The sequence below is a fragment of the Shimia sp. W99 genome (genome assembly GCF_053851455.3).
Genome location: NZ_JBSQBU020000001.1, coordinates 95,240 through 120,666 on the forward strand (window position 1 = coordinate 95,240; position 25,427 = coordinate 120,666).

The window sequence follows — 25,427 nt, forward strand, 5'->3', positions numbered from 1 at the left end:
GAGATCAAAAAATGAAAGAAGAAGCGTACCTGGATGCATTGGACCTGCTTTCAAAGCAGACCCGCACCCAAATCGGGGTTTTCGCGGTGCCATTAGGTATCGTGCTCGCCCAACTGCGGTTTATCTCGCAAATTGATAGTCTTCTTCTTTCTCTGGTCGCTACGACTGCTTTGGTCTCCCTTTTCATTGGAGTGGCAATTGCATGGTGGATGTGGGCGCTTGTTGCGGGGTTTCACGCGAGAGAAGTGCTCACCTCCGCCGAGGGCTATGGCTCTGGCAGCAGGGGATCAATCTATATGGCTTGGTACGAAAGCCAAATGGCACGATCCAACATTCAGCTCAGTGAGGATTGGATAACTGGTCATATCTCAAGATTCGAGAAGCCTATCATCATCTCTTTAGCGTCCGGATATGGCTCGCTTTTCTTAATGTTGATAATTGTGATTTGGAGTTCGCCATGACCCAACTCTGGAACAACCAAGCCTTCAGCGTATCCCACGCCGATGACTCGCCCTTCGTGGGCGAGGGGCTGCGGGCGTTCTTTGAGTATCGCGACCTTGGCATCCAATCGGCCACCAAGGGCAAGTTCGGGGCGCATGTGATCCGGGCCGTGCCGGGGATGGAAAGCCCCGGAGCATGGCATTCCCATGAGCTGGACTTCCAGATGGTCTATGTGACCAAGGGCTGGGTCGTGTTCGAATACGAGGGGCAGGGCGAGCACATGCTGCGCGCCGGGTCCTGTGTTTTGCAACCGCCGGGGATCAGGCATCGCGAATGCCGTCATTCCGATGACATGGAGCTGATCGAGATCATCAGCCCGGCAGAATTTGCCACCAATGACGAGGACGCACCGGAATGAGCCGGACGGGCTGGCATATCCTGAGCGAGGGGGAAACCCTGACGCTGGCGCGGCGCAACCGCGCGCGGCTGGATGTGGCGGCGCGCACCGAGTTGCCGGATGCCGGGCGGCTTCGCGTCGCGCACCAGGTCCGGCAGGACATGTGGCGCGCGCTCCAGGGGCTGCGTGGGTTTTCGCCGGTGGTGCAGGTGCGCCGCGAGGCAGGGCAGTTGCATGTCACGGCGGGGGGCGAGATCGCCGGTGCATTCAGCCGGGAATACGTGGAAAACATGATCCGGGACGTGCTTGAGCACCCCGAACGGCGGTCGCGGTGGATCCGCTATGCGCGCCGGTCAGGGGGGCAGTCATGACCGGGCGGGCTGCATGGAATTTGTTCGGCGGGAATATTAAGTCCCGCCCCCATACGGCAGCGGATTTTCCGCGCCGGATGTGCCATACTGTGGGCGCAGTAGCGAGATTCGCCGCGTTTGGAGGGGCCCTTTGTGGCGCGGCCGCGGCCGGGGTTTTGGAGGAGACACCGGCCGTGCCCTCCGGCAACGAGATTCACCTTCAGGAAATCCTGCTTGAGACCCGCGATGACAAGCTGCGGGTGGCGCGGTTCCGTTATATCATGCCGCTGATCCGGCAGGGGGTCGAGTTCGCCGAGATCGAAGACGACTTTTTCCACCTGTGCATTGGCGTTGCGGTGCCGTATCTGACCACGCAAGGCGAAACGGTGGATCAGGTCGTCATTTCGATGGCCGACCGGGAAACGGAATTCGGCGTCATGGACACGCTCGCGACGCAATATTTCGAAGCCTTCACGGTGCAAGACGGCACCTGTATCTGGGAGGGTTTCTGATGACACCACAATATCTTGCGCAAAGGAATGCAGGCAGGGGAGTGATTGCGGCTTTGCGGCCACATCACATTAGCTTGGCGCCCTATCCGTATCTTTTTGCAGTAGAATCCACTATTCTCCGGTCACGTCGTCCTTGGGCGATCGTGGGGCAGGCAGGGTCGTATGGCCCTGTTTCCAATGAAAACAAGAACTGGAGAAACAGATGTCAAAGAGCATCAAAGCATTCCTGGCCCTTGGCCTTGTTGCACTTGTCGCAGCCTGCGCAGACACCGCACAGGTTGAAGAATATGTCGTGGTCGACCCCGAGCCGATCTCGCAGGAACCGGTTTACACCGGCAAGTACAAGTAAGCTTGGCGCCAAGCGATTCGGGCAGGCCCTCGGGCCTGTCCGCCCAGCCCTGAGCCAGAACGCTCCTGTCATCCGGAGGAGCGCGGCATGATCAAGCACAAGGGCTTTCCGGGACGTCTTCCGGGTACGGATTTCCAGTTTGTCATTCGCCGCGCCAACCCCAAGGGCGCCACGCCGATCACCCGGCGCGAACGGTTCAAGGACCGCCGTCCAGCCGACCGGCGCGCGGATGCCGGGTTCATGACCGCGTTGTGGGATCATTTCGGGGACCAGCCGTTTGAGCGGGGCAACCTTGATGCCGGGCGGCTGAGCTGGCTTTTCGGGCGCGAAGTGAAGCCGGTGGACCCCGACAATTTCGACCCCGAGGATTACGAAGCGCTGCTGGTGATCGACGTGGACGTGGCGCGGGCCTCGTTCCCGGATGCGATTGATGGGGGGTGGGCATGATTTTGCCGATCCACGCGCAGAATGGGCAGAAAGCGGCCCAAGGTCAGAAACTCGCGGCGCAAGCCGTTGAGATGACACGAAACCATGCCAATATGGACCATGTGGAGTACGGGCTTGTTCGGGTCCGCTCCTGTAACAGTGTATTCCGTTACCCTTCCCCTTTCGGGTGGTCCTGTGGCGTCCCTGCGGGATCACCCGTTTTTTCTAGTGAAACCGTGGCGTATAATGCGGTCAGAATGTCGGGAGGAATGCCCGGCCGAACAGAGGAAACAGGCAAATGTCAAAAATTTGGAAATTCGCCCTTGCCGGCGTGGCCGCGGTTGGCCTGTCGGGCTGTGGAGACACGTTCGGTGAGCAGGCGCTCATCGGTGCGGGCGCCGGTGCGGCCACGTCAGCCGTTGTCGGGGGCAGCGTCGCCGCGGGTGCGCTTGTCGGGAGCGCCGCAAACGTCATCTATTGCAAGGAAAACCCTGGCAAGTGCTGATCGACTGAATTCCTCGGCCCGGTTTGGGCTGATCGAAAATGAACACGCCATCTGTGCCCTGCCGGGCGCAGGTGGCTTTTTTGTTGCCAATTCCGGCGCGACCGTGTCGCGCGGGACAAGAACCAGAAGGGACATGACATGTTCGACAAGATCCTGATTGCCAACCGTGGCGAGATTGCCTGCCGGGTGATCAAGACCGCCCGTAAGATGGGCATCAAGACCGTGGCCATCTATTCGGATGCCGACAAGCAGGCGCTGCATGTGCAGATGGCCGATGAGGCCGTGCATATCGGCCCGCCCCCGGCGAACCAGTCCTATATCGTCATCGACAAGGTGATGGATGCGATCCGTCAGACCGGCGCGCAGGCGGTGCATCCCGGTTACGGCTTCCTGTCGGAAAACTCGAAATTTGCCGAGGCGCTTGAGGCCGAAGGCGTGGCTTTTGTCGGCCCCCCCAAGGGTGCGATCGAAGCCATGGGCGACAAGATCACCTCGAAGAAAATCGCACAGGACGCGAACGTGTCGACCGTGCCCGGTTACATGGGGCTGATCGAAGACGCGGATGAAGCCGTGAAGATTTCGAACGAGATCGGCTATCCGGTGATGATCAAGGCGTCTGCAGGTGGCGGCGGCAAGGGCATGCGGATCGCGTGGAACGATCAGGAAGCGCGCGAAGGCTTTCAGTCCTCGAAGAACGAAGCCGCGAACAGCTTTGGTGACGACCGGATTTTCATCGAGAAATTCGTCACCCAGCCGCGTCACATCGAGATCCAGGTTCTGTGCGACGCGCATGGCAACGGCATCTACCTGAACGAGCGCGAATGCTCGATCCAGCGTCGGAACCAGAAGGTTGTGGAAGAGGCGCCGAGCCCCTTCCTTGATGAAGCCACCCGCAAGGCGATGGGCGAACAGTCGGTCGCGTTGGCCAAGGCGGTGGGTTATGCCAGCGCCGGGACGGTGGAATTCATCGTCGATGGCGACAAGAACTTCTACTTCCTTGAAATGAACACCCGTCTGCAGGTGGAACACCCCGTGACCGAGCTGATCACCGGTGTCGACCTTGTTGAACAGATGATCCGCGTCGCGGCAGGCGAGCCGCTGAGCATCACGCAGGACGATGTGGGCATCAACGGTTGGGCCATTGAAAACCGCGTTTACGCCGAAGACCCCTATCGCAACTTCCTGCCGTCGATTGGCCGCCTGACCCGCTATCGCCCGCCCGCCGAAGTGGCGGCCGGTCCGATGCAGGACAATGGCAAATGGGCCGACAAGGCGATCGAGGGCAAGGATTTTGCCGTGCGTAACGATACCGGCGTCTATGAAGGCGGCGAGATCAGCATGTATTACGACCCGATGATCGCCAAGCTCTGCACATGGGCCCCGACCCGTGACGAGGCGATTGAGGCGATGCGCAACGCCCTCGACGGGTTCGAGCTGGAAGGCATTGGCCACAACCTGCCCTTCGTGAGCGCGGTGATGGATCATCCGAAGTTCATCAGCGGTGACATGACCACGGCCTTTATCGAGGAAGAATATCCCGAAGGGTTCGAAGGTGTGACCCTGCCGAGCGACACGCTCAAGAAGATCGCGGCGGCCACTGCGGCGATGCATCGCGTGGCGGAAATCCGTCGCACCCGCGTGTCGGGCCGCATGGACAACCACGAGCGCCGCGTTGGCACGAAATGGGTCGTGACGCTGCAGGGCGAAGAGTTCCCGGTCAAGATCAAGGCCGACAAGAAGGGCTCGACCGTCAAGTTCGGTGAGGGCGACAAGCTGCGCGTGACCTCGGACTGGACGCCGGGCGATCAGCTGGCCGAAGTGAAGGTCGGCAAGGAGCTTCTGGTTCTGAAGGTTGGCAAGATCTCGGGCGGGTTCCGTATCCGCTCGCGTGGGGCTGATCTGGCTGTGCATGTGCGCACGCCGCGTCAGGCCGAGTTGGCCAAGCTGATGCCCGAGAAAGTGGCGCCCGATACATCGAAGCTGCTGCTCTGCCCGATGCCGGGTCTGATCGTGAAGGTCGACGTGGAAGTGGGTCAGGAAGTGCAGGAAGGTCAGGCGCTGTGCACTGTGGAAGCCATGAAGATGGAAAACATCCTGCGCGCCGAAAAGACCGGTGTCGTCTCCAAGATCAACGCCGCAGCGGGCGACAGCCTTGCCGTGGACGACGTGATCATGGAGTTCGAATAAGGCGATGTCTGCGCGGCGACACATATGGCACGAAGCCCCGGATCACATCCGGGGCGGGGGAGCCTTGTGCGCCGCGCATGTCCCGTCTCAGCGGGACGGGCGGTGGCTGTCGCGGATTTCCTGTTGGCGCAGCGGCATCTTGTCGATTGAGGCAGAGATGGCGCGCACGTCCCAAGGGAAAGGTTTGCGCAAGTACGGATTGCCGTCCTTGCCAATCAGCACCAGCATGAAGCCGCGCGGCCGCAGCGCTTCGCGCAATGCCGATTTCGCGCCCGGATTGGTGTCGGTAAGCACCACCACGTCGCGTTCGGCAAGCTCTTCTGGGAGCGCGTTCAACAGTTCCATCTGTTGCGCGAAACGCGGGTCGCGGTCGGTGTCGGCAAAGATCACCAGCGGGCGTTTGATCCAACGGAATTCCTCCAGCGTGGCGGTTTCGCCATTCTGGAAAAGCGCGTCTTCCGACGCTTGCGCATCGGTTTCGGCGGCCTGTGCAATGGCGGCGGGAGCGGCCAGAAAGACAGATAGAACAAGGGCTAAGCGGTGGGTCATGATCTCTCCTGCTCAGTCCAATATATGGGGTGGCGCCCAATTTGCGACAGGCAATTTGGAAAGCCACGGGAATTTTATGTCCGCCTGACCCGGCGGAGGAAAAATGGCCGACGCCCGCATGGGCGGGGCCGCGTGAGACATGGACGAGGAATTGGATATGACCGATACCAAGAAATGGGCCGAACTGGCCGAGAAGGAACTGCGCGGGCGCCCGCTGGACGATCTGACCTGGAAGACGCTGGAAGGCATCGACGTCAAACCGCTTTATACCGAGGAAGACACCGACGGGCTGGACCACATGGGCAGCCTGCCGGGCTTTGGCCCGTTCACGCGCGGCCCCAAGGCGACGATGTATGCCGGACGCCCCTGGACGATCCGTCAATATGCGGGCTTCTCGACCGCAGAAGAATCCAACGCCTTTTACCGTCGCAACCTTGCCGCCGGTCAGCAGGGCGTGTCGGTGGCCTTCGACCTTGCCACGCACCGCGGCTATGACAGCGATCACCCGCGCGTTGTGGGCGATGTTGGCAAAGCCGGTGTGGCGATTGACAGCATCGAGGACATGAAAATCCTGTTCGACGGCATTCCGCTCGACAAGGTTTCGGTGTCGATGACCATGAACGGCGCGGTGATCCCGATCCTTGCGAACTATATCGTGGCCGGTGAAGAACAGGGCCATGACAAGGCGCTTCTGGCCGGGACCATTCAGAACGACATTCTGAAAGAGTTCATGGTGCGCAACACCTATATCTATCCGCCCGAACCGTCGATGCGGATCATCTCGGACATCATCGAGTATACCTCGAATGAGATGCCCAAGTTCAACTCGATCTCGATCTCCGGCTACCACATGCAGGAAGCGGGCGCGAACCTTGTGCAGGAGCTGGCCTATACGCTGGCAGACGGGCGCGAATATGTGCGTGCGGCGATGAATGCGGGCATGGATGTCGACAAGTTCGCTGGGCGCCTGTCGTTCTTCTTTGCCATTGGCATGAACTTTTTCATGGAAGCGGCCAAGCTGCGCGCGGCGCGCACGCTCTGGCACCGCATCATGACCGAGTTCGGCGCCAAGTCGGAACGCTCCAAGATGCTGCGCACCCACTGCCAGACCTCGGGCGTGTCTCTGCAGGAGCAGGACCCCTATAACAACGTGATCCGCACCGCGTACGAGGCGATGTCGGCGGTTCTGGGAGGCACTCAGTCGCTGCACACCAACGCGCTTGACGAAGCCATCGCGCTGCCCACCGATTTCTCGGCCCGCATTGCGCGCAACACGCAGCTCATCCTGCAGGAAGAGACCGGCGTGACCAACGTGGTCGATCCGCTGGCTGGCTCCTATTATGTTGAAGCGTTGACCGATGAGCTGATCCAGAAAGCCTGGGCGCTGATGGAAGAGGTCGAGGAGATGGGTGGCATGACCAAGGCCGTGGCCAGCGGCATGCCGAAGCTGCGGATCGAGGAATCGGCCGCAACCCGTCAGGCGATGATCGACAAGGGCGACGAGGTGATCGTCGGGGTCAACAAGTACCGCAAGGACAAGGAAGACCCGATCGACATTCTGGACGTGGACAACGTGGCCGTACGTGAAAGCCAGATTGCCCGTCTCGAGAAAATCCGTGCGACGCGCGACAACGCCGCCTGCGAGGCAGCGCTGAACGAGCTGACGCGGGTTGCAAAAGAGGGAGGCAATCTGCTCGCCGCCGCTGTGGAGGCAGCGCGGGCACGGGCATCTGTTGGGGAAATCAGCATGGCTATGGAAAAGGAATTCGGACGTCACCGCGCCGAGGTCAAGACGCTGGCCGGGGTCTATGGCGCCGCCTACGAGGGCGACGAAGGCTTTGCCGCGATCCAGAAATCGGTCGAGGACTTTGCCGCCGACGAGGGGCGCCGTCCGCGGATGCTGGTCGTGAAGATGGGGCAGGACGGGCATGACCGGGGCGCCAAGGTGATCGCGACGGCCTTTGCCGATATCGGCTTTGACGTCGACGTGGGGCCGCTGTTCCAGACACCGGACGAAGCGGCGCAGGACGCGGTGGACAATGACGTGCACGTGGTCGGGATTTCGAGCCAGGCGGCGGGCCACAAGACGCTGGCACCGCAACTGATCGAGGCTTTGAAGGCCAAGGATGCGGGAGATATCATCGTGATCTGTGGCGGGGTGATCCCGCAGCAGGATTACGAATTCCTGCAGAAGGCGGGTGTGAAGGCGATCTTTGGGCCCGGCACCAATATCCCGGAAGCCGCGCAGGATATCCTGAAGCTGATCCGCGAAGCGCGCGGGTAAGGGCAGCCGGGGGTTTTGCACCCCCGGACCCCCGCAGAGTATTTCCGGCAAAATGAAGAGAGAGGCGCGGTCCGGATGGGCGGCGCCTTTTCCTGTTTGTGAAAGGGCTTTCAACTTGGTCAGGGAAGGCGTTTTATGCGGGCAGGTAACGTGAGGGAGGCGCGCATGGAACTGGATCATCTGGCAGTGGCCGGGGAGACGCTGGAAGCGGCGGTGGCGCATGTTGAAGAGGCGCTTGGGGTGGAGATGCTGCCCGGTGGCAAGCATGATCATTTTGGCACGTATAATCGGCTTTTGGGGCTTGGGGGTGGGTTGTACCTTGAGGCGATTGCGATTGACCCGGAGGCTCCGAAGCCGGGGCAGGCGAGGTGGTTTGATCTCGATCGGTTTTCCGGCGGGCCGCGTTTGCAGAACTGGATCTGCCGGGTGGCGGATATGGATGCGGCGCTGGCGGGGCTGAATGTCGATGCCGGGGCGCCGGTGGCGTTGAGGCGGGGCGATCTGCGCTGGCGGATGGCGGTGCCCGGGAGCGGCGTGTTGCCGTATGACAATTGCTTTCCGGCGTTGATTCAATGGGATGTGGCAGTGACGCCGGCAGAGCTTCTGGCGCCGTCGGGCTGTTCCTTGCGGCGTCTTGAGGTGGCGCATCCGCAGGCGGCGGCGTTGCAGGCTGCGGTGGCCCTGGACGATGCGCGGGTGGTGTTCGTGGAGGGCGAAAGCGCGTTGCGCGCCGCGTTCGACACGCCGCACGGGGTCAGGGTGCTGGCATGAAGCTGCGTCAGGCAAAGCCGGGGGATGCGGCGGCGATTGCGCGGATCTGGAACCGGGAAATCCGGGACGGTGTGAGCACGTTCAACAGTGTCGAGAAGCCGGTTGAGGAAGTCGCGGGGCTGATTGCAGCGCGTCCGGGGGCCTGGGTCGTGGCCGAATTGGAGGGCGTCGTGGCGGGGTTTGCGACCTGGGCACAGTTTCGCGGCGGCGTGGGTTATGCCCACAGTTTCGAACACACGGTGCATCTGGACGCGGTGGCACGGGGGCGGGGCGTGGGCCGCGCCTTGATGGCGGCGGCTGAAGAGGGCGCACGCCAGGACGGGGCGCATGTTCTGGTGGCCGGGATATCCGGGGAGAACGCGGCAGGAATCGCCTTTCACGAGGCCATGGGATTTCGGCATGTCGGGCGGATGCCCGAGGTGGGTCGCAAGTTCGGCCGCTGGATGGATTTGATCTTGATGCAAAAAATGCTGTGATGCGGCGCTGACTTCTGCGTTTGCAAAGGATATGGTCGCAACATGTCGATCTGGACCCGTATTTCCGATGCTTTGTCCGCCCTTGCCAAGGGCGAGGGGCTGGCGGCCGTTTTCGAGCGGCTGAGCACGCCGCCGGAGCGCTCGATTGCCTTCACCATTGCCGTGATCGGACTTGGCGCGAAAATGGCCAAGGCCGACGGGCTGGTGACACGCGACGAGGTGACGGCCTTTCGCGAAGTGTTCCAGATCGCGCGCGAGGACGAGGCGCAGGCGGCGCGGGTGTTCAACCTTGCGCGGCAGGACGTGTCGGGTTTCGAGGAATATGCCCATCGGATCAAGGGGTTGTTCGGGCCAAGTAATCAGGGCTTCTGTGACCTGATGGAGGGGTTGTTCCACATCGCGGTGGCGGATGGCGAATATCACCCGGCCGAAGATGCTTTTCTTGCGCGGGTTGCGGAAATCCTTGAATTTCCCGAACCGGAATTTCAGGCGATGCGGGCGCGTTACGTGCCGGATGCGGAGCCGGACCCCTATAGCGTGCTGGGCGTGACGCCGGACATGCCGCTTGTCGAGATTCGCAAGGCCTGGCGCAAGCTGGTGCGGGAAACCCACCCGGACAGCATGATTGCGCGCGGGGTGCCGGAAGAAGCGATCCGGCTTGCCGAGAAGCGGATGATCGACATCAACCGCGCCTGGGACCAGATCAACGAGGCCGCGTGATGCGGATCGCCACGTATAACGTGGAGTGGTTCAACAATCTGTTTGACGCGCGTGACAAGCTTGTCGTGGATGATCGCTGGTCGGGGCGGCAGGACGTGACCCGCGCCCAGCAGGCCGAGGCGCTGGGCATCGTGTTCACGGCGATGGATGCGGATGCGGTCATGATCATCGAGGCGCCGGACCAGAATGGGCGGCGCGATGCGGTGGCCGCACTGGAAGATTTTGCCCGTGCCTTTGACCTGCGCACGCGCAAGGCGGTGATGGGGTTCATGAATGACACCCAGCAGGAGATTGCGCTTCTTTATGATCCGGACGTGTTGAGCGCGCGCCACGATCCGGTTGGCGAGGAAACAGGCAAGAAAGGCGCGGGCGATGCGCCGCGCTTTGACGGGGTGTTTCGGATTGACCTCGATATTGACGCGACCGAAGACCTTGTGAGCTTTTCCAAGCCGCCGCTGGAACTGGCGGTGCGCACGGCAAAGGGGACCGAGCTGCGCATGATCGGGGCACATCTCAAGTCCAAGGCCCCGCATGGGGCGCGCAACCGCGACCAGGTGATGCGGTTGTCGATTGCCAACCGACGCAAGCAGCTGGCGCAGGCGATCTGGCTTCGGGCACGGATCGAGGCGCATTTGCGGACGGGAGAATCGCTCATTCTGCTTGGCGATCTCAATGACGGGCCGGGGCTGGATGAATATGAACACCTGTTCGGGCGGTCCTCGATCGAGATCGTCATGGGGGAAGAGGGGCCGTTGGGGTTGTTTGATCCCCACGCGCGCGAGGCGTTGAAGCGGCGGCTGGGGCCGGTGCCGACCTCGGCGCGGTTCTTTCTGCCCAAGCAGGGGCGGTATCTGCAGGCGCTGCTGGATTACGTGATGGTGTCGGAGGACCTGCGGGCGCGAGAACCGGTCTGGCGGATCTGGCATCCGTTTGACGACCACGATTGCTGGAAGGTGCGGGAGTTGAGAGAGGCGCTGTTGACCGCGTCGGATCATTTTCCGGTGGTGTTGGATATCGACATTTGAAATGGCGGGGCTCGAGACCCATATTTGATGCCATGAGAGTATTTGTGATTGCAGTTTGTGCGGCGCTGGCCGCACCGGTGGCCCCCGTCATGGCCCAAGCGCAGGGCAGCGAAGAGGATTCGGGCACGAGCCTGATGGAAGAGGGCGCGCGCCTGTTCCTTAAGGGATTGCAGCAACAGATGGAGCCCGCCCTTGAAGGGTTGCAGGGCTTTGCCGAGGAGATGGGGCCGCAGATGCGGTCATTCTTTGTTGAGATGGGGCCGGCGTTTCGGGACCTGATGGAGAAGGTTGAGGACTGGAGCGCCTATCATCCGCCGGAAATGTTGCCCAACGGCGATATCATCCTGCGGCGCAGACAGCCCGAGGAACAGATTGATACGCCCGAAGAGGGTGAAACCGACATCTGAGGGGGCCAGCCCCCTCGGTTGAAAATGCGGGCATTTTCAACCTTCACCCCCGGGATATTTGCGGCAAAAGGAAGTGGGGGACCGGGCACGCGTGCGTCAGGGCATGCGCAGTTCATTGAGTGTCGCGCCGCCGCTGTTGGGGGCGTTCAGGATGAAGAGCCGGTCGAATTGCGCCTGTGTCATCTCAACCGGATCCGGCGCGCCGAGCGCGGTCAGGATGCCGGGAAGGGTTTCGACATGACCGACGATGAGCACACGGTCGCCTTCGTGATCGAAATCCAGAGCATCTAGAAGCGCGGAAGGCGCGTTGGCGGGAAATGAGATCAGGGGCAGATCGAGGGCCCTGGCGATGAGGGTGCCGGTCTCCACCGTGCGGCGGGCCTCGGAGGTGATCACGACATCGAGGCCAACAGGGCGCAGCATCGTGGCCCAGTTGGCGGCGCGCGCGCGTCCGTCTTCCGTCAGCGCAGGGTCGCGGCCGTCCTGTTTTTCGGCATGGCGGATGGCAAGCACCAGCTCTTGCGCATGGAGGGGGGCGGCGAGCCACAGGGTGAGGAGCAGAAGCAGGGTTTTGACAGGTTTGTTCATGGTCCTCTGCTCTTTTGACGTGGCTGTCAGCCGGTGATCTCGACATGGGGCGTGGCGTCAAGGGCGCTGCAGAGCGAGTGGAACCGGGCCTCGGCCACCTCGCCGAACAGGGGCTCGGCGGCGGCGGGCAGGATCAGGTGCAGTTCGCGTTTCTTGGGGTGCCATTTGAGATACCCCATGTCGTCGCGGTTCTGAATCCAGAGCATCGCGCCAAGGCGCATGGCCTTGCCGAGAATTTCCGCCTGAAGCTGGTTCTTTTCGTCGAGCAGCCCGGAGAGGGCCTCAAAGCCGGTGCCTTCGCGCTTGTTGCGGTAGCGGTGCAGCAGGGCGAGGCCGAGAAACACCCGTTCGGAATGTTTCAGACCGCCCAGATTGGCGCGGGTGGCGGCGTCGAAACAGGTCTGGGCACGGTAGTCGGGATGCGCGCGCCAGCTCACGTCATGCAAGAGGCAGGCGGCCTTGATCAGGCGTTTGCGTTCGTGATTGGCGGAGCGGAACAGGGAATGGACGAAGGAATAGAGCGATTTGCCGAAGCCGGGCAGGCGAGCGTCCTTGGCCTCGGCAAAGCGGCAGGCTTCGATCAGGGGGTCGCGGGCGCGCAGGCGGTCGGGCATCTGTTCATAGAGCATGCCTTCGCGGATGCCGTAGCTGGAGACGGCGATGTCATGCGGTTTGAAGCGGCGCACGACGCCTTTGAGCACTTCGATGGCGATGGGGACGAGTTCCATGCGGCTTGAGGAGATGCCGCAGCGCGCGCGCAGCTCTTCAAGGTCGTTTTCGACGATGTAGCGGGCGGTGGCCCGCACCGATTTGCCGCTCATGCGGTATTCGTGCAGCACGTGCAGCGGGTAGTTGCGCCGCTCCATGTCGATGCGGGCAATGGCCCGCCAGGAGCCGCCGACAAGGAAGAGGCGGTTGTTCTGGGTGCCCATCTCGGCCTGAAGCCGATCCAGCGTTTCGTCGATAAACGCCTTGCGGCCCTTTTTGCCGCCCTTGAGGTCGCGCAGTTTGAGCGGACCCAACTGGGAGGTGACGCGGCGGCCGACCTCGCCGTTGTTGATCTCGGCCAGTTCCATCGACGAGCCGCCGATGTCACAGACCAGCCCGTAGGCGCCGGGCCAGCCCAGAAGCACACCCTGTGCCGAAAGGCGGGCCTCTTCGCGGCCGTCGATCACGTGGATGGTGACGCCGGTTTCGCGCAGCACATCGGCGCAGAATTCGGCCCCGTCATCAGCTTCGCGCACGGCTGCGGTAGCGACGGCGGTCAGCCCATCGAGCCCCATGCCGTCGGCGAGCCGCTGAAAGCGGTGGATCGCGGCGAGGGCGCGGCGGCGACCCTCGGGGTTGAGGTGGCCGGTTTCGCCAAGTCCGGCACCCAGCGCACACATGATCTTTTCATTGTAGAAATAGGCCGGGCTGCGCGCGGCGCCGTCAAACACCACGAGGCGGACCGAGTTGGAGCCCACATCCACCACGCCGACGCGCGACAGCGCGCGTGCCTCGGGGTCGTTGAAAAGCGGACGCCCAAAGAGCGCCCAGTCTTTTGCGGGTTCCGAATTACCGTCCATGCCGTTCCCCGAATACGTGCCTGTCTCAATGTGCGCCAGTGACGGGACCGGGTCAATCTTCGGTATGGGTCAGTTTGGGCACATCCGAGGCGCCGGCAGAGCCACGGCCCGACAAAGAAGGGTTCTCCATGAAGAACCTGTGGCAATTGAACGCAAATTCGCCTTCGGGGACCAGGGTGCGTTCAAACGAGCCATCGGGCTTCATCACCCAGCTTTGGGCCACGTCAGCCAGGTTGGCGGCCATGACCTGGCTCACGATCTGGGCCTTGACGGTGGCGTTGTTGATCTCGACCAGTGTTTCCACGCGGCGGTTGAGGTTGCGGCCCATCCAGTCGGCGGACGAGATGAAGACGCGCGCTTTCTTGTGGGGGAGCCCGTAGCCATTGCCGAAACAGACGATGCGGGAATGTTCAAGGAACCGCCCGACGATGGATTTGACGCGGATATTGTCGCTGAGCCCCTTGATGCCCGGGCGCAAACCGCAGATGCCGCGAATAACGAGGCTGATCTTTACCCCGGCCTGGCTGGCGGCGTAGAGCGCGTCGATCACCTCAGCGTCGATGAGCGAGTTCATCTTGGCCCAGATCTCGGCCGGTTTCCCGGCCCGGGCGTGTTCGCTTTCGGCGGCGATCATCTCGAGCAGGCGGGATTTCAGCGAGATCGGGGAAATCGCGAGGTTGTCGAGCTTTTCCGGTTCCACGTAGCCTGAAAGATAGTTGAACACCTTGGTCGCGTCGCGGCCCAGTTCGGTGTCGCAGGTGAAGAAGCTGACATCGGTGTAGATCTTGGCCGTGATCGGGTGATAGTTGCCGGTGCCATAATGGGTGTAGGTCACAAGCTGGTCGCCTTCGCGGCGCACCACAGTGGAAATCTTGGCGTGGGTCTTGAGGTCGAGAAAGCCATAGACCACATGCGCCCCGGCGCGTTCCAGCCGGCGGGACTGGCGGATATTGGCGGCCTCGTCAAACCGCGCCTTGAGTTCGACCAGCGCGGTGACGGATTTGCCGTCCTCGGCGGCCTCGCACAATGCTTCGACGATGGGCGACAGCTTGGAGGTTCGGTAAAGCGTCTGCTTGATCGCGACGACGTCGGGGTCGCGGGCGGCCTGCTGCAGGAAACGCACCACCATGTCGAAGGTTTCATAAGGGTGGTGCAGCAGCATGTCCTTCTGGCGGATGGCCGCGAACATGTCGCCGTCGAAATCCTGTACCCGTTCGGGCACGCGCGGCGTGAAGGAGGGCCAGAGCAGGTCCGGGCGCTCATCCAGCACCAGCTCCTTGAGGTCGGCGAGGCCGATCATGCCGTCGATCTCGACCACCTCGTCGTCGGTGACGTGCAGTTCGTCCATGATCAGCGCCTTGAGCGACTTGGGGGCGTCGGTCGAGATCTTCATGCGCACGACTTCGCCGCGGCGGCGGCGTTTCAGGGCAACTTCGAATTCGCGCACGAGGTCTTCGGCCTCGTCCTCGACCTCGAGATCGCTGTCGCGCAGCACGCGGAAGGCACAGTGGCCCTTGGCCTTGTAGCCGGGGAACAGGCTGTCCAGATGCAGGAGCAGCAGTTCTTCGAGCGGCAGGGCGCGGGTGGTGCCTTCGGGGGCGGGCAGAAAGATGAAGCGGTCGATCTGGTGCGGGATTGGCAGAAGCGCCTGAAGCGCGCGCTTGTCCTTGTTGCGTTCCAGTTGCAGCGCCAGAGAATAGCCGGTGTTGGGGATGAAGGGGAACGGGTGCGCCGGGTCGATGGCGAGCGGCGAAAGCACCGGGAACACCTTGTTCAGAAAGACGGATTCCAGATGGGTCTTGTCGTCATCGGTCAGGGATTTGTGGTCGAGAATATGGATGTTCTCGGATTCCATTTCGGCGCGCAGGGCGATGAACATGCGCTGCTGGCTTTGCAGCAGGTTGCGCGCATCGTCGTTGATCAGGACAAGCTGTTCGGCGGGGCTCAGCCCGTCCTGGGCCGGGGTGGAATTGTTCTCGCGCACCAGCTCGCGCAGGCCTGCGACGCGCACGGTGTAGAATTCGTCAAGGTTGGTGGCCGAGATCGACAGGAACCGCAAGCGTTCGAGCAGGGGGACGCGGGGGTTTTCGGCCTCTTCCAGCACGCGCCAATTGAAGCCCAGCCAGCTGAGTTCGCGGTTGTAGAACCGTCCCGGGCCGGAAAGATCAATTTCTGGCAGGTCGATCGGGGCGGGGAAATCGGATTTCAGAAAGTCGGCTTGGGTCATGATACGAACAATATAGGGAGTGGGTAACGGGATCGTAACACTAGGCGTGTTTTTTCTGGACGTCCAGCGGGTTAGCCGTGGGGCAAGCGGTTCGGAAACCGCTTGCATGGCTTTTCAAACGCCTTGGCGCCTAGTCCGAGAGGATGCGTTTGGCAAGCGCGCGCGTGACCGGGCGTTTTTCGCTCAGCGAGAGCTGATCCAGCGCCGCGACCAGTTCGGTAGCGGCGGCAAAGGAGCGGTCCATGTGCTTGAGCAGGTAGGGGATGGTATCCGGCGTCGGCACAAGCTGGCGGTCGGCAAACTGTTTGGCCAGAACGACCATAAGGAGCATGTCGTCGGGTTGTTCAAGCGTGGCGACGGTGGTGCCCATCATGCGGCTTTTGAGGTCGGGCAGGGTCAGGCCCCAGTGGCCCGGTTCGCCTTCGCCGGTCAGCAGCAGGGAGTGGCCTTCGGCCAGCGTGAGGTTGTGCAGGTGAAACAGGGCGGTCTGGGCCTCGGGATCATCGGCGATGGCGGGTACGTCCTCGACCGCGACGGGGCCGGCGGCAAGGTCGGGGATGGTTTCTGTCGAAAGCGATGATGCCGAGACGATGCGCGCGCCGGACAGCGCGGCCCAGACATGGGTGAGGTGGGTTTTGCCCGCGCCGCTCGGGCCGGAGAGGATCAGCTTGTTCCCCGCCCAGTTGGGCCAGCTTTCCACCAGCCCCAGCGCCATGGCGTTGGCGGGGCTGACGAAGAAATCATCACGCCCGAGTGCTGCCCGGACGGGCAGGTCGAATGGCAGTTGTTCAGCCATGGGGTCAGTCTTTGTCCTGTTGATCGGCACTGAGGCCGAGATAGAGCCGGGACGTCATGTATTGGCCGGTGAAGAAACGTGCAAGCACACCGAGCGCGGCGGCGACCGGGACGGCCACCAACATGCCGACAAAGCCAAACAGCGCCCCAAAAATCGACAGGGCCAGCAATAGCCAGACCGGGTGCAGGCCGACGGAGTTGCCGACAAGCTTGGGCGTGAGCACGTTGCCCTCGATCACCTGTCCGATGGCAAAGATGCCGCCGACCAGTCCGATCGAGACCCAGTCGCCCCAGAACTGGAACAGGGCGAGGCCAATCGCCAATGCGCCGCCAATCAGGGCGCCGAGATAGGGGATGAAGGTCACGAGCCCGGCAATGAAGCCGACGACAAGGCCGAATTGCAGCCCGACCACCATCAGCGCCACGGCATAGTAGGTGCCGAGGATCAGGCAGACCGTGCCCATGCCGCGCACGAAAGAGGCCAGCGTCAGGTTGATGTCATGCGCCAGCAGACGGATGACCGGGGCATGATCGCGCGGCAGGAGGCGGTCGATCTCGGCCACCATGTTGTCCCAGTCCAGCAGCAGGTAAAACGCTACGACCGGTACGATCACCAGCAGCATGACGATGTTGATCACCGAAAGCGCCGAGTTCAGGACCCCGGACAGCAACTCGCCGCCGCGCTCCTGCACCATGGCGCCCAGCGAGGCGAGCGATTTGTGGATGACGGAATCGGGTTGGGACAGGCTGGGGAGTTTGGCGGCCACGAAGTTGCGCAAATCGCTGAACAGCTCGGGCATGACTTCGACAAGCGCGACGGCCTGATTGATCAGCGTCGGGACCACGGCGAGGATAGCAATCACGAAGGTCAGAAGGCAGACAAGCGTGATGATCACGGTGGCCGTTGTGCGCGAGAACCCCATGTTTTCAAGGCGATCCGCAACCGGATCAAGGAAATAGGCAATGGCGCCGCCCAGGATGAAGGGCAGCATGATGTCGCCCAGATACCAGAGCGCAACGAAAAAGATAATCGCGGCCAAACTCCAGTATTTGAGCTGGTCGCGCACGGGCAAGGCCATGACTGTCCCCTGTTTGTTTGCATTGAATGTGACCAATCCGGCCGCAGATTCAAGGCCGGAGCGGTTAATCGGTTGAGTTAGATCGCGTGACGGGCCCCGTGATTGCCTCTGTTATGGCAGGGATGAACAGGTCCAGCCCCGGCAGGGAGGGGTGGTTCTCATCGCTGAGCAGCAGATTGCCGTCGCGGATCACGTCACAGGTGGTCGCGTCGCAGGAGAAATCGGCCGGATCGATCACGGTGATGGCTTCGCCGGGAAGGTCGGCGGCCGTGATGGCGCGGGCAAAGATGTCACGAAGGGGAGTCGCCAGCGCGTTTTCGTAGGTGCGGGGGAAACCCTCTTTTTCGGGCAGCGGGCTGCCCCACCACATCCGGGTTGCGTAGTAGCGTGGAATATCGACCAGCGGACGTGGCGCCGGCAGCACGAGGATCACCTGCCGCCCCTTGGAGATGCGCTGCAACTGGGCGGCAAACAGATTGACAATGGCCTGTTCCCGCAGGCCGCGGGTGTTGGGGCCCGATGCGTCCAGCGGTCTGGCATAGACCCCGTCCTCGCCCACATAGCCGAACATGTTGGGGCCGGTGTCGTTGAACATGTATTTCTTCCAATGTGCAAAAAGCACGATCCGGGTGATCTCGGGATGGGCGTCGAGATAGGTTTCCACAAGGTCATTGAACACCGGGCATTGCTGGGCGCGGGTCTGGCCGTGGATGATCAAGCCCGAGATCGGCATGCAGCTTGACAGGGTGAGTTGGCGGACGGAGTGGCCGCGCTTGGCAAGGTCATCCGCCAGCGGCTCGGCAAGGCGGGCGGCATGGCTGTCGCCCCAGACGGCAATGGTCTCTGGTTTGTCGGGCCCAAAGCGGCAAGAGGTCGAAAGGTCGATGCCGGGCACTTCGCTGCGCACATAGAGGCATTTGCGGTAGGTCGGACTCCAGGATTGGCGCATCGCGAGCACGTCGAGCACCTGGGGCGGCATGCGTTTCGGGTAGCCTTCGGTGATCTCGCCACCGATGGCGATCATCAGGATCGCAAGGGCGCTGGCCATGAGCAGGCGGGGCTTGAACCGGGGCAGGGGGCCGGGGGTGCGGAACGGTTGTTCGACAAAGCGCCAGCTGAGCGTGGCAACGGCGATCATCAGGGCAAGGACCAAAAGCACGCCTGAAAGCGTCGCGGGCCAGAAATTCGACGCCTTGAGCATGCTGATCACCGGCTGGTGCCAGAGGTAGAGAGAATAGGAGATCAGACCCACGAAACGCATGGGCGGGTTGGCCAGAAGCGCGCGCAAAGGGGCTGTCGCCTGCGGGGCCACGAGAATAAGAGCCGTGCCGACCACCGTTGGCAGCGTCCAGAGACCCGGCCAGGGGGCGGCAGGGGGAACGATCCAGAGTCCGGCAAGGATCAGGATCAGTCCGACGGCATAGAGAGGTGTGTGCAAGGCGGCGCGCAGGGGACGATTGCGCTCGGACCAGGCGACGACGACCCCGGCCAGCAGCTCCCAAGCGCGGGTGTGCAGCAGGTAGAACGCTTCGGTGCGGTATTCGCCGCTTCTGGTGACGGCGAGTGCGAGGCTGAGGACGATCAGGCCAAGCAGCACGGGCGCGATCAGGCCGGTCCGCCAACGCCACAGGAGCAGCAGCAGCAGGGGGATGATGAGGTAGAACTGTTCCTCGATCCCGAGGCTCCAAGTATGGATCAGCGGGTCCAGCAGCGCGTCGGGGTTGAAATAGTCGATCCGGGTCAGGAACCAGATGTTGGACAAGGACAGGAGCGCGGTCACGGCGGCCCCGCCCATGTAGCGATAGGGGTGGGGCATCAGGGTGAACCATCCCAGCACCATCACCACCAGAACCATGACCACCAGCGCAGGCAGAATGCGCCTTGCGCGCCGAGTGTAGAAATTGCGGAAGCTGAACCGCCCGGCGGCAAGGTCATCAAGGATATTGCCGCCGATCAGGTAGCCCGAGATGACGAAGAACACGTCGACCCCGGCATACCCGCCCGACATCTGCTTGAGCCCGATATGGTAGAGCACCACGCCAAGGATGGCGATGGCGCGAAGCCCGTCGATATCGGTTCTGTATGCGCGTGCCATGATGGGGCTGCCTGTCTGTTTGTCGCCTTCTAGCATGGCTGCAGATCAAGGCAATGCCGCCTTGCGCTCGACAATCGGGCGCGGGGCGGCTAGCCCTTTGAGGATGACGCGTATCAACGAGTTTTTTTCCGACGAGTCGCCCGAAGGCCGACTGGCCGGGTCGGTCAGCGCGGCGGATACGCTGGCGCAGATCAACCGGATTGCCGAAGCGCGCACGGTCGAAATGGCCTGGCGCATCGGTATTGAGGCGCTGGGTGCGTTTGGGTTCGAGCGCGTGAACTATGGGTATACCCGCTACCGCGTCGGGGTGGGGATCGGTGATCCCGCGGATGCGTTTTTCCTGAGTACCCACGCGCTTGAGGCGATAAAGCACTATCACACCAGCGGGCTCTATCTCAGGAGCGCGGATTTTCGCTGGGTGCGCGAGAATGTCGGCGCCTGCAGTTGGGGCTGGGTGCGCGAAGAGCGCCGGGCCGGGCGGCTGAGCGCGGATGAATGTGCAGTCATGGACCAGCTCGGGAGCGGACGTCATCGCGCGGGATACACGGTCAGCTTCCCGGTCAACACGCCGCGCTCGAAGGGGGCAATGGCCTTGGCGGCGCGTGTGGGGGTGCGCCAGCAGGAGGTGGATGCGCATTGGCTCGCCCACGAGGCCGGTTTGATGGCATTGACGCATGTTCTGCATCTCAAACTCAGCCAGATGCCCCTGCCGGTTGACCGGGCGCGGCTGACGGCGCGCCAGAGCGAAATCCTGGGCTGGATCGCGGATGGCAAGGCGATGGCGGATGTCTGTATCCTGACCGGGCTGTCGCGCAGCGCCGTAGAAAAACACCTGCGCGCGGCGCGCGACCGTCTGAACGTGGAAACCACCGCTCATGCTGTTGCCAAGGTCAGTTTTCTCAACCAGTTGTTCGTGCAGCACGAATCCGGGGCCTGAACGGGCCTTTATCGGACGGTTGGGCCACTTTCTGCCAGTGCGGAAATCCGCAGTGGTTGAAATCCGGGAATGTTGACATACTTTTGGTATTCCGTGAGTTGAAGCCGGGCAGCCGGTTTCGGAGTAGCATGTGGTGAGGTCAATTGATCCGGCCGTTCCCGCCGCATTCGCGCTGTCCCTCTTTCCCCAGAAGAGGGGCAGCGCATCTTTCACTTCCCCAGGATGTATCTTGCGTCAAGGCGGCTCTTGTGCGGGCGGGCGCAAAGCCATAAACGACAGGGCGAATGAACCGTCCAAGTGTCGCAAGGAGTGCACATGCGCCTGTCCCGCTATTTCCTGCCCGTGCTCAAGGAAACCCCTGCAGAGGCCCAGATCGTCAGCCACCGCTACATGTTGCGCGCCGGCATGATCAAACAGGCCAGCGCAGGGATCTATTCGTGGCTGCCGCTGGGCTTCAAGGTGCTGCGCAAGCTGGAAAACATCGTGCACGAGGAACAGGTGCGTGCGGGCCATATCCCGATGCTCATGCCGACGCTGCAATCGGCGGACCTCTGGCGCGAGTCGGGACGTTATGACGGTTATGGCGAAGAGATGCTGCGCATGCAGGACCGGCACGGGCGCGACATGCTGTTTTCGCCCACGGCCGAAGAGATGTTCACGGATGTGTTCCGCAGCCATGTGAAAAGCTACAAGGACCTGCCGCTGACCCTTTACCAGATCCAATGGAAGTTCCGTGACGAGATCCGCCCGCGTTTCGGCGTGATGCGGGGGCGCGAGTTCCTGATGAAGGACGGCTATAACTTTGACCTGACCAAGGAAGACGCGCTGCACGCCTATAACCGCCACCTGGTGAGCTATCTGCGCACCTATGAGCGGATGGGGCTGCAGGCGATCCCGATGCGCGCGGATTCCGGGCCGATCGGCGGCGATTACACGCATGAATTCCTTGTGCTGGCCGAGACCGGCGAGAGCGAAGTGTTCTATGACGCAGAGATCACCGATCTGAAGTTCGGTAACCGAGAGATCGACTTTGACAGCGTGGAACAGTGCCAGGCGGTGCTCGAAGAGTTCACCAGCCGTTATGCGCGCACGGATGAGACCCATGACGAAGCCGTTTTCAACGAACTGCCCGAAGAGCGCCGCCGCGTGGCGCGGGGCATCGAAGTGGGTCAGATCTTTTACTTCGGCACGCAGTATTCCGAAGCGCTGGGCGCGACGGTGCAGACGCCCGATGGCACCAGCGTGCCCGTCCATATGGGCTCGCACGGGATTGGTGTGTCGCGTCTCTTGGGGGCGATCATCGAGGCCAGCCATGACGACAAGGGCATCATCTGGCCTGAGGGTGTGACGCCGTTCCATTGCGGGATCGTCAACCTCAAGCAGGGCGACGACGAGGCGGATGCGGCCTGTGAGGCGCTTTACAAGTCGCTGACCGCGCTGGGGCTGGAGCCGCTTTATGATGACCGCAACGAGCGGGCCGGGGGCAAGTTTGCCACCATGGACCTGATCGGCCTGCCCTGGCGGATCACGGTGGGGCCGCGTGGGTTGAAGAACGGGGTGGTAGAACTCACTTGTCGTCGTACCGGGGAAAGTGAAGAATTGCCGCCCGAGCAGGCGGTGGAGAAAGTGGCCGCGATCTACGCCGGTTTGTAAATTGTGCGCCCCGTTGGGGCGCGCAGGTTTTTGGGGCCGCCTGGCGGCCCCGGCCGCTTCCAGCGGGAGTATTTCTGGCAAAATGAAGTGAATGGGCCGCGCTTGACCATGGTCAGGTGCGCGCCTAGGGTCGCGCGCAACAAGAACCGGAGCAGACATGACCGCCCCTTTTGCCCCATTTGAGTGGATGATTGCCTGGCGCTACCTGCGCGCGCGGCGCGCCGAGGGCGGCGTGAGCGTGATGACGTGGATCAGCCTGATCGGCATCACGTTGGCCGTGTTTGCGTTGATTGCGACATTGTCTGTGCGCTCGGGGTTTCGGGCCGAATTTGTCGATACCATTCTGGGCGCCAACGCGCATGTGACGATCTATCAGAGCGGATTGGTCAGTGAAGGCGGCAAGGTCGACCGCTCGATTTCCGATTTTGACGGGATGGCCGAGCGATTGCGCGCGGTTCCCGGCGTGACGCGGGCCGCACCCTTGGTGAAGGGGCAGGTGATGGCCAACCTGCGCAACCGTAACGCCGGGGTGGAAGTTTTTGGAATCCGGGCGGAAAACCTTGCCGAGCTGCCGCGGATTGCAGACCCGGAGACAGGGGACGGCGATATCGCGCGGTTTGGCGAAGGCATCGCAATTGGCTCGGGGGTTGCGCGCGAACTGGGCGCCTCTGTGGGCGACCGGATCAAGATTATCTCGCCCAACGGCGTGAAAACAGCCTTCGGCACCTCGCCGCGCGTGAATGCCTATGAGGTGGTCTATATCTTCTCTGCCGGGCGTTATGACATCGACCGGACGCGGGTCTATCTGCCGTTCACCGAGGCGCAATCCTTTTTCAATCGTGATGGGGTGGCGGACGAAATTGAAGTGATGGTTGAAGCGCCCGAAGCGGTGGATCAAATGGCCGTGCCGTTGATGCGGGCGGCCGGTGAAAGGGCGCTGGTCTGGACGTGGCGGGACGCCTCGGGCGGCTTTCTGAGGGCGCTGGAGGTCGAGGACAACGTGATGTTCATCATCCTGTCGATCCTTGTTCTGATCGCGACCATGAATATCGTCTCGGGGCTCATAATGTTGGTAAAGAACAAGGGGCGTGATATCGGCATCCTGCGCACCATGGGTTTGACCGAAGGGTCGGTGCTCAGAGTCTTCTTTATCTGCGGGGCGTTTACCGGGCTTCTTGGAACCATTTTTGGCGTCGTTCTGGGATGCCTTTTTGCGATCTATATCGACACGGTGTTCGGATTTGTAAACATGATGATGGGCGGTGGCACGTGGGATCCGGCCATTCGGGGGATTTATCACCTGCCTGCCAAGCTTGAATTGGGCGATGTTTTGAGCGCGGTTTTCCTGTCGTTGGGCCTGTCTTTTGTGGTGACAATCTTTCCGGCCCGGCGCGCGGCGCGGATGAACCCGGTGGAGGCGCTGCGCTATGAGTGATGTTGTGCTGTCTCTGAAAGGGATTACCAAGCGCTATAACAAGGGTTTGCCAAGCGAAGTGCATGTATTGCGCGGAGTTGATCTGAGCCTGTCCTCGGGCGAGATGGTGGCGCTTGTCGCACCGTCGGGGGCCGGGAAATCGACGCTCTTGCATATCGCGGGTTTGCTTGATCAGCCGGACGAAGGGGCAGTTGAAATTGGCGGGCAGGACCTCAGCGGGCGTTCGGACCGGCGGCGCACGGTGGCGCGGCGGCGGGATGTGGGATTTGTCTACCAGTTCCACCACTTGCTGCCCGAGTTTAATGCGCTGGAGAACGTGGTTCTGCCGCAGCTGGCCAATGGCGTGGCGCGCAATGACGCCGAAAAACGGGCGATGGAACTGCTTGGGCGCGTGGGTGTGGCGGACCGTGCGACGCATCGGCCCGCGGCCCTGTCGGGCGGCGAGCAGCAGCGCGTCGCCTTTTGTCGAGCTTTGGCCAATAAACCACGGGTTTTGCTGGCAGATGAGCCGACGGGAAACCTTGATCCCGGCACGTCCGACCAGGTGTTTGGCGCCTTGATGGAGCTGGTGCGCGGCACGGGGCTGGCGGCGCTGATTGCCACGCATAACATGGAGCTGGCGGCGCGTATGGATCGTGTTTTGCGGCTTCAGGACGGGGTTTTGGTCGACGCCTAGGCCTGTTGCGTGAGCCAGACGCCGGCCGCCATGAGACCGATCCCCCCGGCACGGGCGAGCGAGAGCGGGGAGACCTGCGCGCCGAAGAGGCCGAAATGGTCGATTGCGGCGGCGGAAATCAACTGTCCCAGAAGCACGAAGAACACCGCGTTGCCGATACCGAATTTGGGCGCGACCCACGTGATCGAGAGCACGTAGAAGGCGACGAGACAGCCCGCCAGAAACAGGTGTTTGGGGGCGGCTGCTGCGCCGGAGATCCTCGGCAGGTGGCCGCTGGCCCCGGCAACGATCACGGCGGACAGGAAAGCGACCACGAACAGGATCACGCCCGCCGCCAATGGCGAGCCGAGGCGCTGACCCAGCGCGGCGTTGAGGGCGGCGAGGACCGGGATGCCGATCCCGGCGGCCAGCATGGTGAGGGCGTAGGTAGTTGTCGGGGGCATCGGCGGGCTCGTGTCAGGAAGGCAGGAAGAAGGTCGCCGTGGCAGTGGCGACCAGCTTGTCGGAAGGCAGGGCCGTCATCGAGGCGCGACAGAAGATCAGCGCCTTTCCCGCGCGCACGATCTCGGCGTCGCAACGGATCAGATCACCCGTACCGGGGCGCAGGAACACGGTGTCGAGATTGGTGGTGGCCACCGGTTTGGGTTCGCCAAGGAACCCCATCGCGGCAAAAACCATCGACGTGTCAGCCATTGCCGCCAGCGCCTGACCGGAAATGATGCCGCCGATCCGGGCCAGATCGTCGGTGATCGGCATGGTCAGGGTTGCACCTTGGGGCGTGATATCGGTTATGGTCAGGTCAAGCGCCTTGACCCACGGGGCAAAGGCGTGTTCGAGCACCGACTGGGCGTCGGCCGGGGTCATGGTCATGCGCGTCTCCAAGATGTTTCGCGGCGGCGTGTTGATGCCGAGAATGGCGGGCGCGGGCGGGGATGTCACGCGCTATGATCGGGATCAAGGTCGGTGCAGCGGGAA

Annotated in this window: 27 protein-coding genes; 18 read left to right on the forward strand and 9 right to left on the reverse strand. The window is 62.3% G+C overall.

All coding sequences use genetic code 11. The annotated features are described in order from the left end of the window. Positions 1-11: 11 nt before the first annotated feature. The 8 genes from ACS3QZ_RS00450 to ACS3QZ_RS00485 all read left to right on the forward strand — a co-directional run bounded on the left by ACS3QZ_RS00450 (position 12) and on the right by ACS3QZ_RS00485 (position 5,167). Positions 12-461 (forward strand): hypothetical protein, encoded by a 450-nt coding sequence (locus tag ACS3QZ_RS00450; protein WP_456036064.1) that lies wholly within the window; start codon positions 12-14, stop codon positions 459-461. Next, positions 458-859, forward strand: coding sequence for a cupin domain-containing protein (locus ACS3QZ_RS00455; protein ID WP_093095358.1), 402 nt, complete (start codon positions 458-460; stop codon positions 857-859). Before ACS3QZ_RS00450 ends, ACS3QZ_RS00455 begins: the two co-directional genes overlap by 4 nt. Next, entirely contained in the window at positions 856-1,209 is a 354-nt protein-coding gene (locus ACS3QZ_RS00460; protein ID WP_456036065.1) for a hypothetical protein, read from the forward strand. Before ACS3QZ_RS00455 ends, ACS3QZ_RS00460 begins: the two co-directional genes overlap by 4 nt. Positions 1,210-1,286: 77 nt before the next feature. Further along, positions 1,287-1,700 carry a DUF6497 family protein gene (locus ACS3QZ_RS00465; RefSeq protein ID WP_278247159.1) on the forward strand — a complete coding sequence of 138 codons (414 nt, stop codon included), beginning with the start codon at positions 1,287-1,289 and terminating at the stop codon, positions 1,698-1,700. A 202-nt stretch (positions 1,701-1,902) separates the two neighbouring features. Next, entirely contained in the window at positions 1,903-2,049 is a 147-nt protein-coding gene (locus tag ACS3QZ_RS00470) for a hypothetical protein (RefSeq protein WP_165610109.1), read from the forward strand. Positions 2,050-2,136: 87 nt separating this feature from the next. Further along, entirely contained in the window at positions 2,137-2,496 is a 360-nt protein-coding gene (locus ACS3QZ_RS00475) for a hypothetical protein (protein ID WP_093095368.1), read from the forward strand. Positions 2,497-2,773: 277 nt separating this feature from the next. Next, positions 2,774-2,980: a hypothetical protein gene (locus ACS3QZ_RS00480; RefSeq protein ID WP_456036066.1), complete on the forward strand. Its 207-nt coding sequence runs from the start codon at positions 2,774-2,776 to the stop codon at positions 2,978-2,980. A 138-nt stretch (positions 2,981-3,118) separates the two neighbouring features. Further along, positions 3,119-5,167, forward strand: coding sequence for an acetyl-CoA carboxylase biotin carboxylase subunit (locus tag ACS3QZ_RS00485; protein ID WP_456036067.1), 2,049 nt, complete (start codon positions 3,119-3,121; stop codon positions 5,165-5,167). 87 nt (positions 5,168-5,254) lie between these two features. On the opposite strand, the gene ACS3QZ_RS00490 is transcribed toward ACS3QZ_RS00485, so the two are convergent. Further along, a complete protein-coding gene (locus ACS3QZ_RS00490) occupies positions 5,255-5,716 on the reverse strand; it encodes a DUF4174 domain-containing protein (protein WP_456036068.1) in 462 nt (153 codons plus the stop codon). A gap of 157 nt (positions 5,717-5,873) precedes the next feature. Here ACS3QZ_RS00490 and scpA point away from each other — a divergent pair, with 157 nt between their 5' ends. The 6 genes from scpA (at position 5,874) to ACS3QZ_RS00520 (ending at position 11,399) form a co-directional block, all read left to right on the forward strand. Next, positions 5,874-8,000, forward strand: coding sequence for a methylmalonyl-CoA mutase (scpA, locus tag ACS3QZ_RS00495; RefSeq protein ID WP_456036069.1), 2,127 nt, complete (start codon positions 5,874-5,876; stop codon positions 7,998-8,000). 165 nt (positions 8,001-8,165) lie between these two features. Beyond that, positions 8,166-8,771 carry a VOC family protein gene (locus ACS3QZ_RS00500; protein ID WP_456036070.1) on the forward strand — a complete coding sequence of 202 codons (606 nt, stop codon included), beginning with the start codon at positions 8,166-8,168 and terminating at the stop codon, positions 8,769-8,771. Continuing rightward, complete coding sequence (locus ACS3QZ_RS00505; RefSeq protein WP_456036071.1) at positions 8,768-9,247, forward strand: GNAT family N-acetyltransferase; 480 nt, start codon at positions 8,768-8,770, stop codon at positions 9,245-9,247. Before ACS3QZ_RS00500 ends, ACS3QZ_RS00505 begins: the two co-directional genes overlap by 4 nt. 42 nt (positions 9,248-9,289) lie before the next feature. Further along, positions 9,290-9,967, forward strand: coding sequence for a TerB family tellurite resistance protein (locus ACS3QZ_RS00510; protein ID WP_093095390.1), 678 nt, complete (start codon positions 9,290-9,292; stop codon positions 9,965-9,967). Then, positions 9,967-10,992, forward strand: a complete 1,026-nt coding sequence (locus ACS3QZ_RS00515) for an endonuclease/exonuclease/phosphatase family protein (RefSeq protein ID WP_456036072.1) — start codon at positions 9,967-9,969, stop codon at positions 10,990-10,992. Before ACS3QZ_RS00510 ends, ACS3QZ_RS00515 begins: the two co-directional genes overlap by 1 nt. 44 nt (positions 10,993-11,036) lie before the next feature. Then, the gene (locus tag ACS3QZ_RS00520) at positions 11,037-11,399 is read left to right on the forward strand and encodes a hypothetical protein (protein WP_456036073.1); all 363 of its coding nucleotides are present in this window, start codon (positions 11,037-11,039) and stop codon (positions 11,397-11,399) included. Between the two features lie 96 nt (positions 11,400-11,495). On the opposite strand, the gene ACS3QZ_RS00525 is transcribed toward ACS3QZ_RS00520, so the two are convergent. The 6 genes from ACS3QZ_RS00525 to ACS3QZ_RS00550 form a co-directional block, all read right to left on the reverse strand. Further along, positions 11,496-11,987 (reverse strand): SixA phosphatase family protein, encoded by a 492-nt coding sequence (locus ACS3QZ_RS00525; protein WP_456036074.1) that lies wholly within the window; start codon positions 11,985-11,987, stop codon positions 11,496-11,498. Between the two features lie 26 nt (positions 11,988-12,013). After that, entirely contained in the window at positions 12,014-13,555 is a 1,542-nt protein-coding gene (locus ACS3QZ_RS00530) for a Ppx/GppA family phosphatase (RefSeq protein WP_456036075.1), read from the reverse strand. Between the two features lie 52 nt (positions 13,556-13,607). Then, positions 13,608-15,782: an RNA degradosome polyphosphate kinase gene (locus ACS3QZ_RS00535; protein ID WP_456036076.1), complete on the reverse strand. Its 2,175-nt coding sequence runs from the start codon at positions 15,780-15,782 to the stop codon at positions 13,608-13,610. A gap of 130 nt (positions 15,783-15,912) precedes the next feature. Beyond that, positions 15,913-16,578, reverse strand: a complete 666-nt coding sequence (locus ACS3QZ_RS00540) for an HdaA/DnaA family protein (RefSeq protein ID WP_456036077.1) — start codon at positions 16,576-16,578, stop codon at positions 15,913-15,915. A gap of 4 nt (positions 16,579-16,582) precedes the next feature. After that, positions 16,583-17,656 (reverse strand): AI-2E family transporter, encoded by a 1,074-nt coding sequence (locus ACS3QZ_RS00545; protein WP_456036078.1) that lies wholly within the window; start codon positions 17,654-17,656, stop codon positions 16,583-16,585. Positions 17,657-17,720: 64 nt separating this feature from the next. Then, positions 17,721-19,751 (reverse strand): acyltransferase family protein, encoded by a 2,031-nt coding sequence (locus ACS3QZ_RS00550; protein WP_456036079.1) that lies wholly within the window; start codon positions 19,749-19,751, stop codon positions 17,721-17,723. Positions 19,752-19,854: 103 nt separating this feature from the next. On the opposite strand from ACS3QZ_RS00550, the gene ACS3QZ_RS00555 reads away from it, so the two are divergent. The 4 genes from ACS3QZ_RS00555 to ACS3QZ_RS00570 all read left to right on the forward strand — a co-directional run bounded on the left by ACS3QZ_RS00555 (position 19,855) and on the right by ACS3QZ_RS00570 (position 24,452). Next, positions 19,855-20,688, forward strand: coding sequence for a helix-turn-helix transcriptional regulator (locus ACS3QZ_RS00555; protein ID WP_456036080.1), 834 nt, complete (start codon positions 19,855-19,857; stop codon positions 20,686-20,688). A 315-nt stretch (positions 20,689-21,003) separates the two neighbouring features. Continuing rightward, positions 21,004-22,341, forward strand: a complete 1,338-nt coding sequence (gene proS, locus ACS3QZ_RS00560) for a proline--tRNA ligase (protein WP_456036081.1) — start codon at positions 21,004-21,006, stop codon at positions 22,339-22,341. Between the two features lie 157 nt (positions 22,342-22,498). Then, complete coding sequence (locus ACS3QZ_RS00565) at positions 22,499-23,776, forward strand: lipoprotein-releasing ABC transporter permease subunit (protein WP_456036082.1); 1,278 nt, start codon at positions 22,499-22,501, stop codon at positions 23,774-23,776. Continuing rightward, the gene (locus tag ACS3QZ_RS00570; protein WP_456036083.1) at positions 23,769-24,452 is read left to right on the forward strand and encodes an ABC transporter ATP-binding protein; all 684 of its coding nucleotides are present in this window, start codon (positions 23,769-23,771) and stop codon (positions 24,450-24,452) included. The genes ACS3QZ_RS00565 and ACS3QZ_RS00570 overlap by 8 nt, the downstream gene beginning before the upstream one ends. Here ACS3QZ_RS00570 and ACS3QZ_RS00575 read toward each other — a convergent pair. Then, on the reverse strand, positions 24,449-24,895 hold the full coding sequence (locus ACS3QZ_RS00575; RefSeq protein WP_456036084.1) for a DMT family transporter: 447 nt from the start codon (positions 24,893-24,895) through the stop codon (positions 24,449-24,451). The two genes, ACS3QZ_RS00570 and ACS3QZ_RS00575, sit on opposite strands and share 4 nt — an antisense overlap. Before the next feature lie 13 nt (positions 24,896-24,908). Then, the gene (locus ACS3QZ_RS00580) at positions 24,909-25,322 is read right to left on the reverse strand and encodes a PaaI family thioesterase (RefSeq protein ID WP_456036085.1); all 414 of its coding nucleotides are present in this window, start codon (positions 25,320-25,322) and stop codon (positions 24,909-24,911) included. Positions 25,323-25,427: the final 105 nt, after the last annotated feature.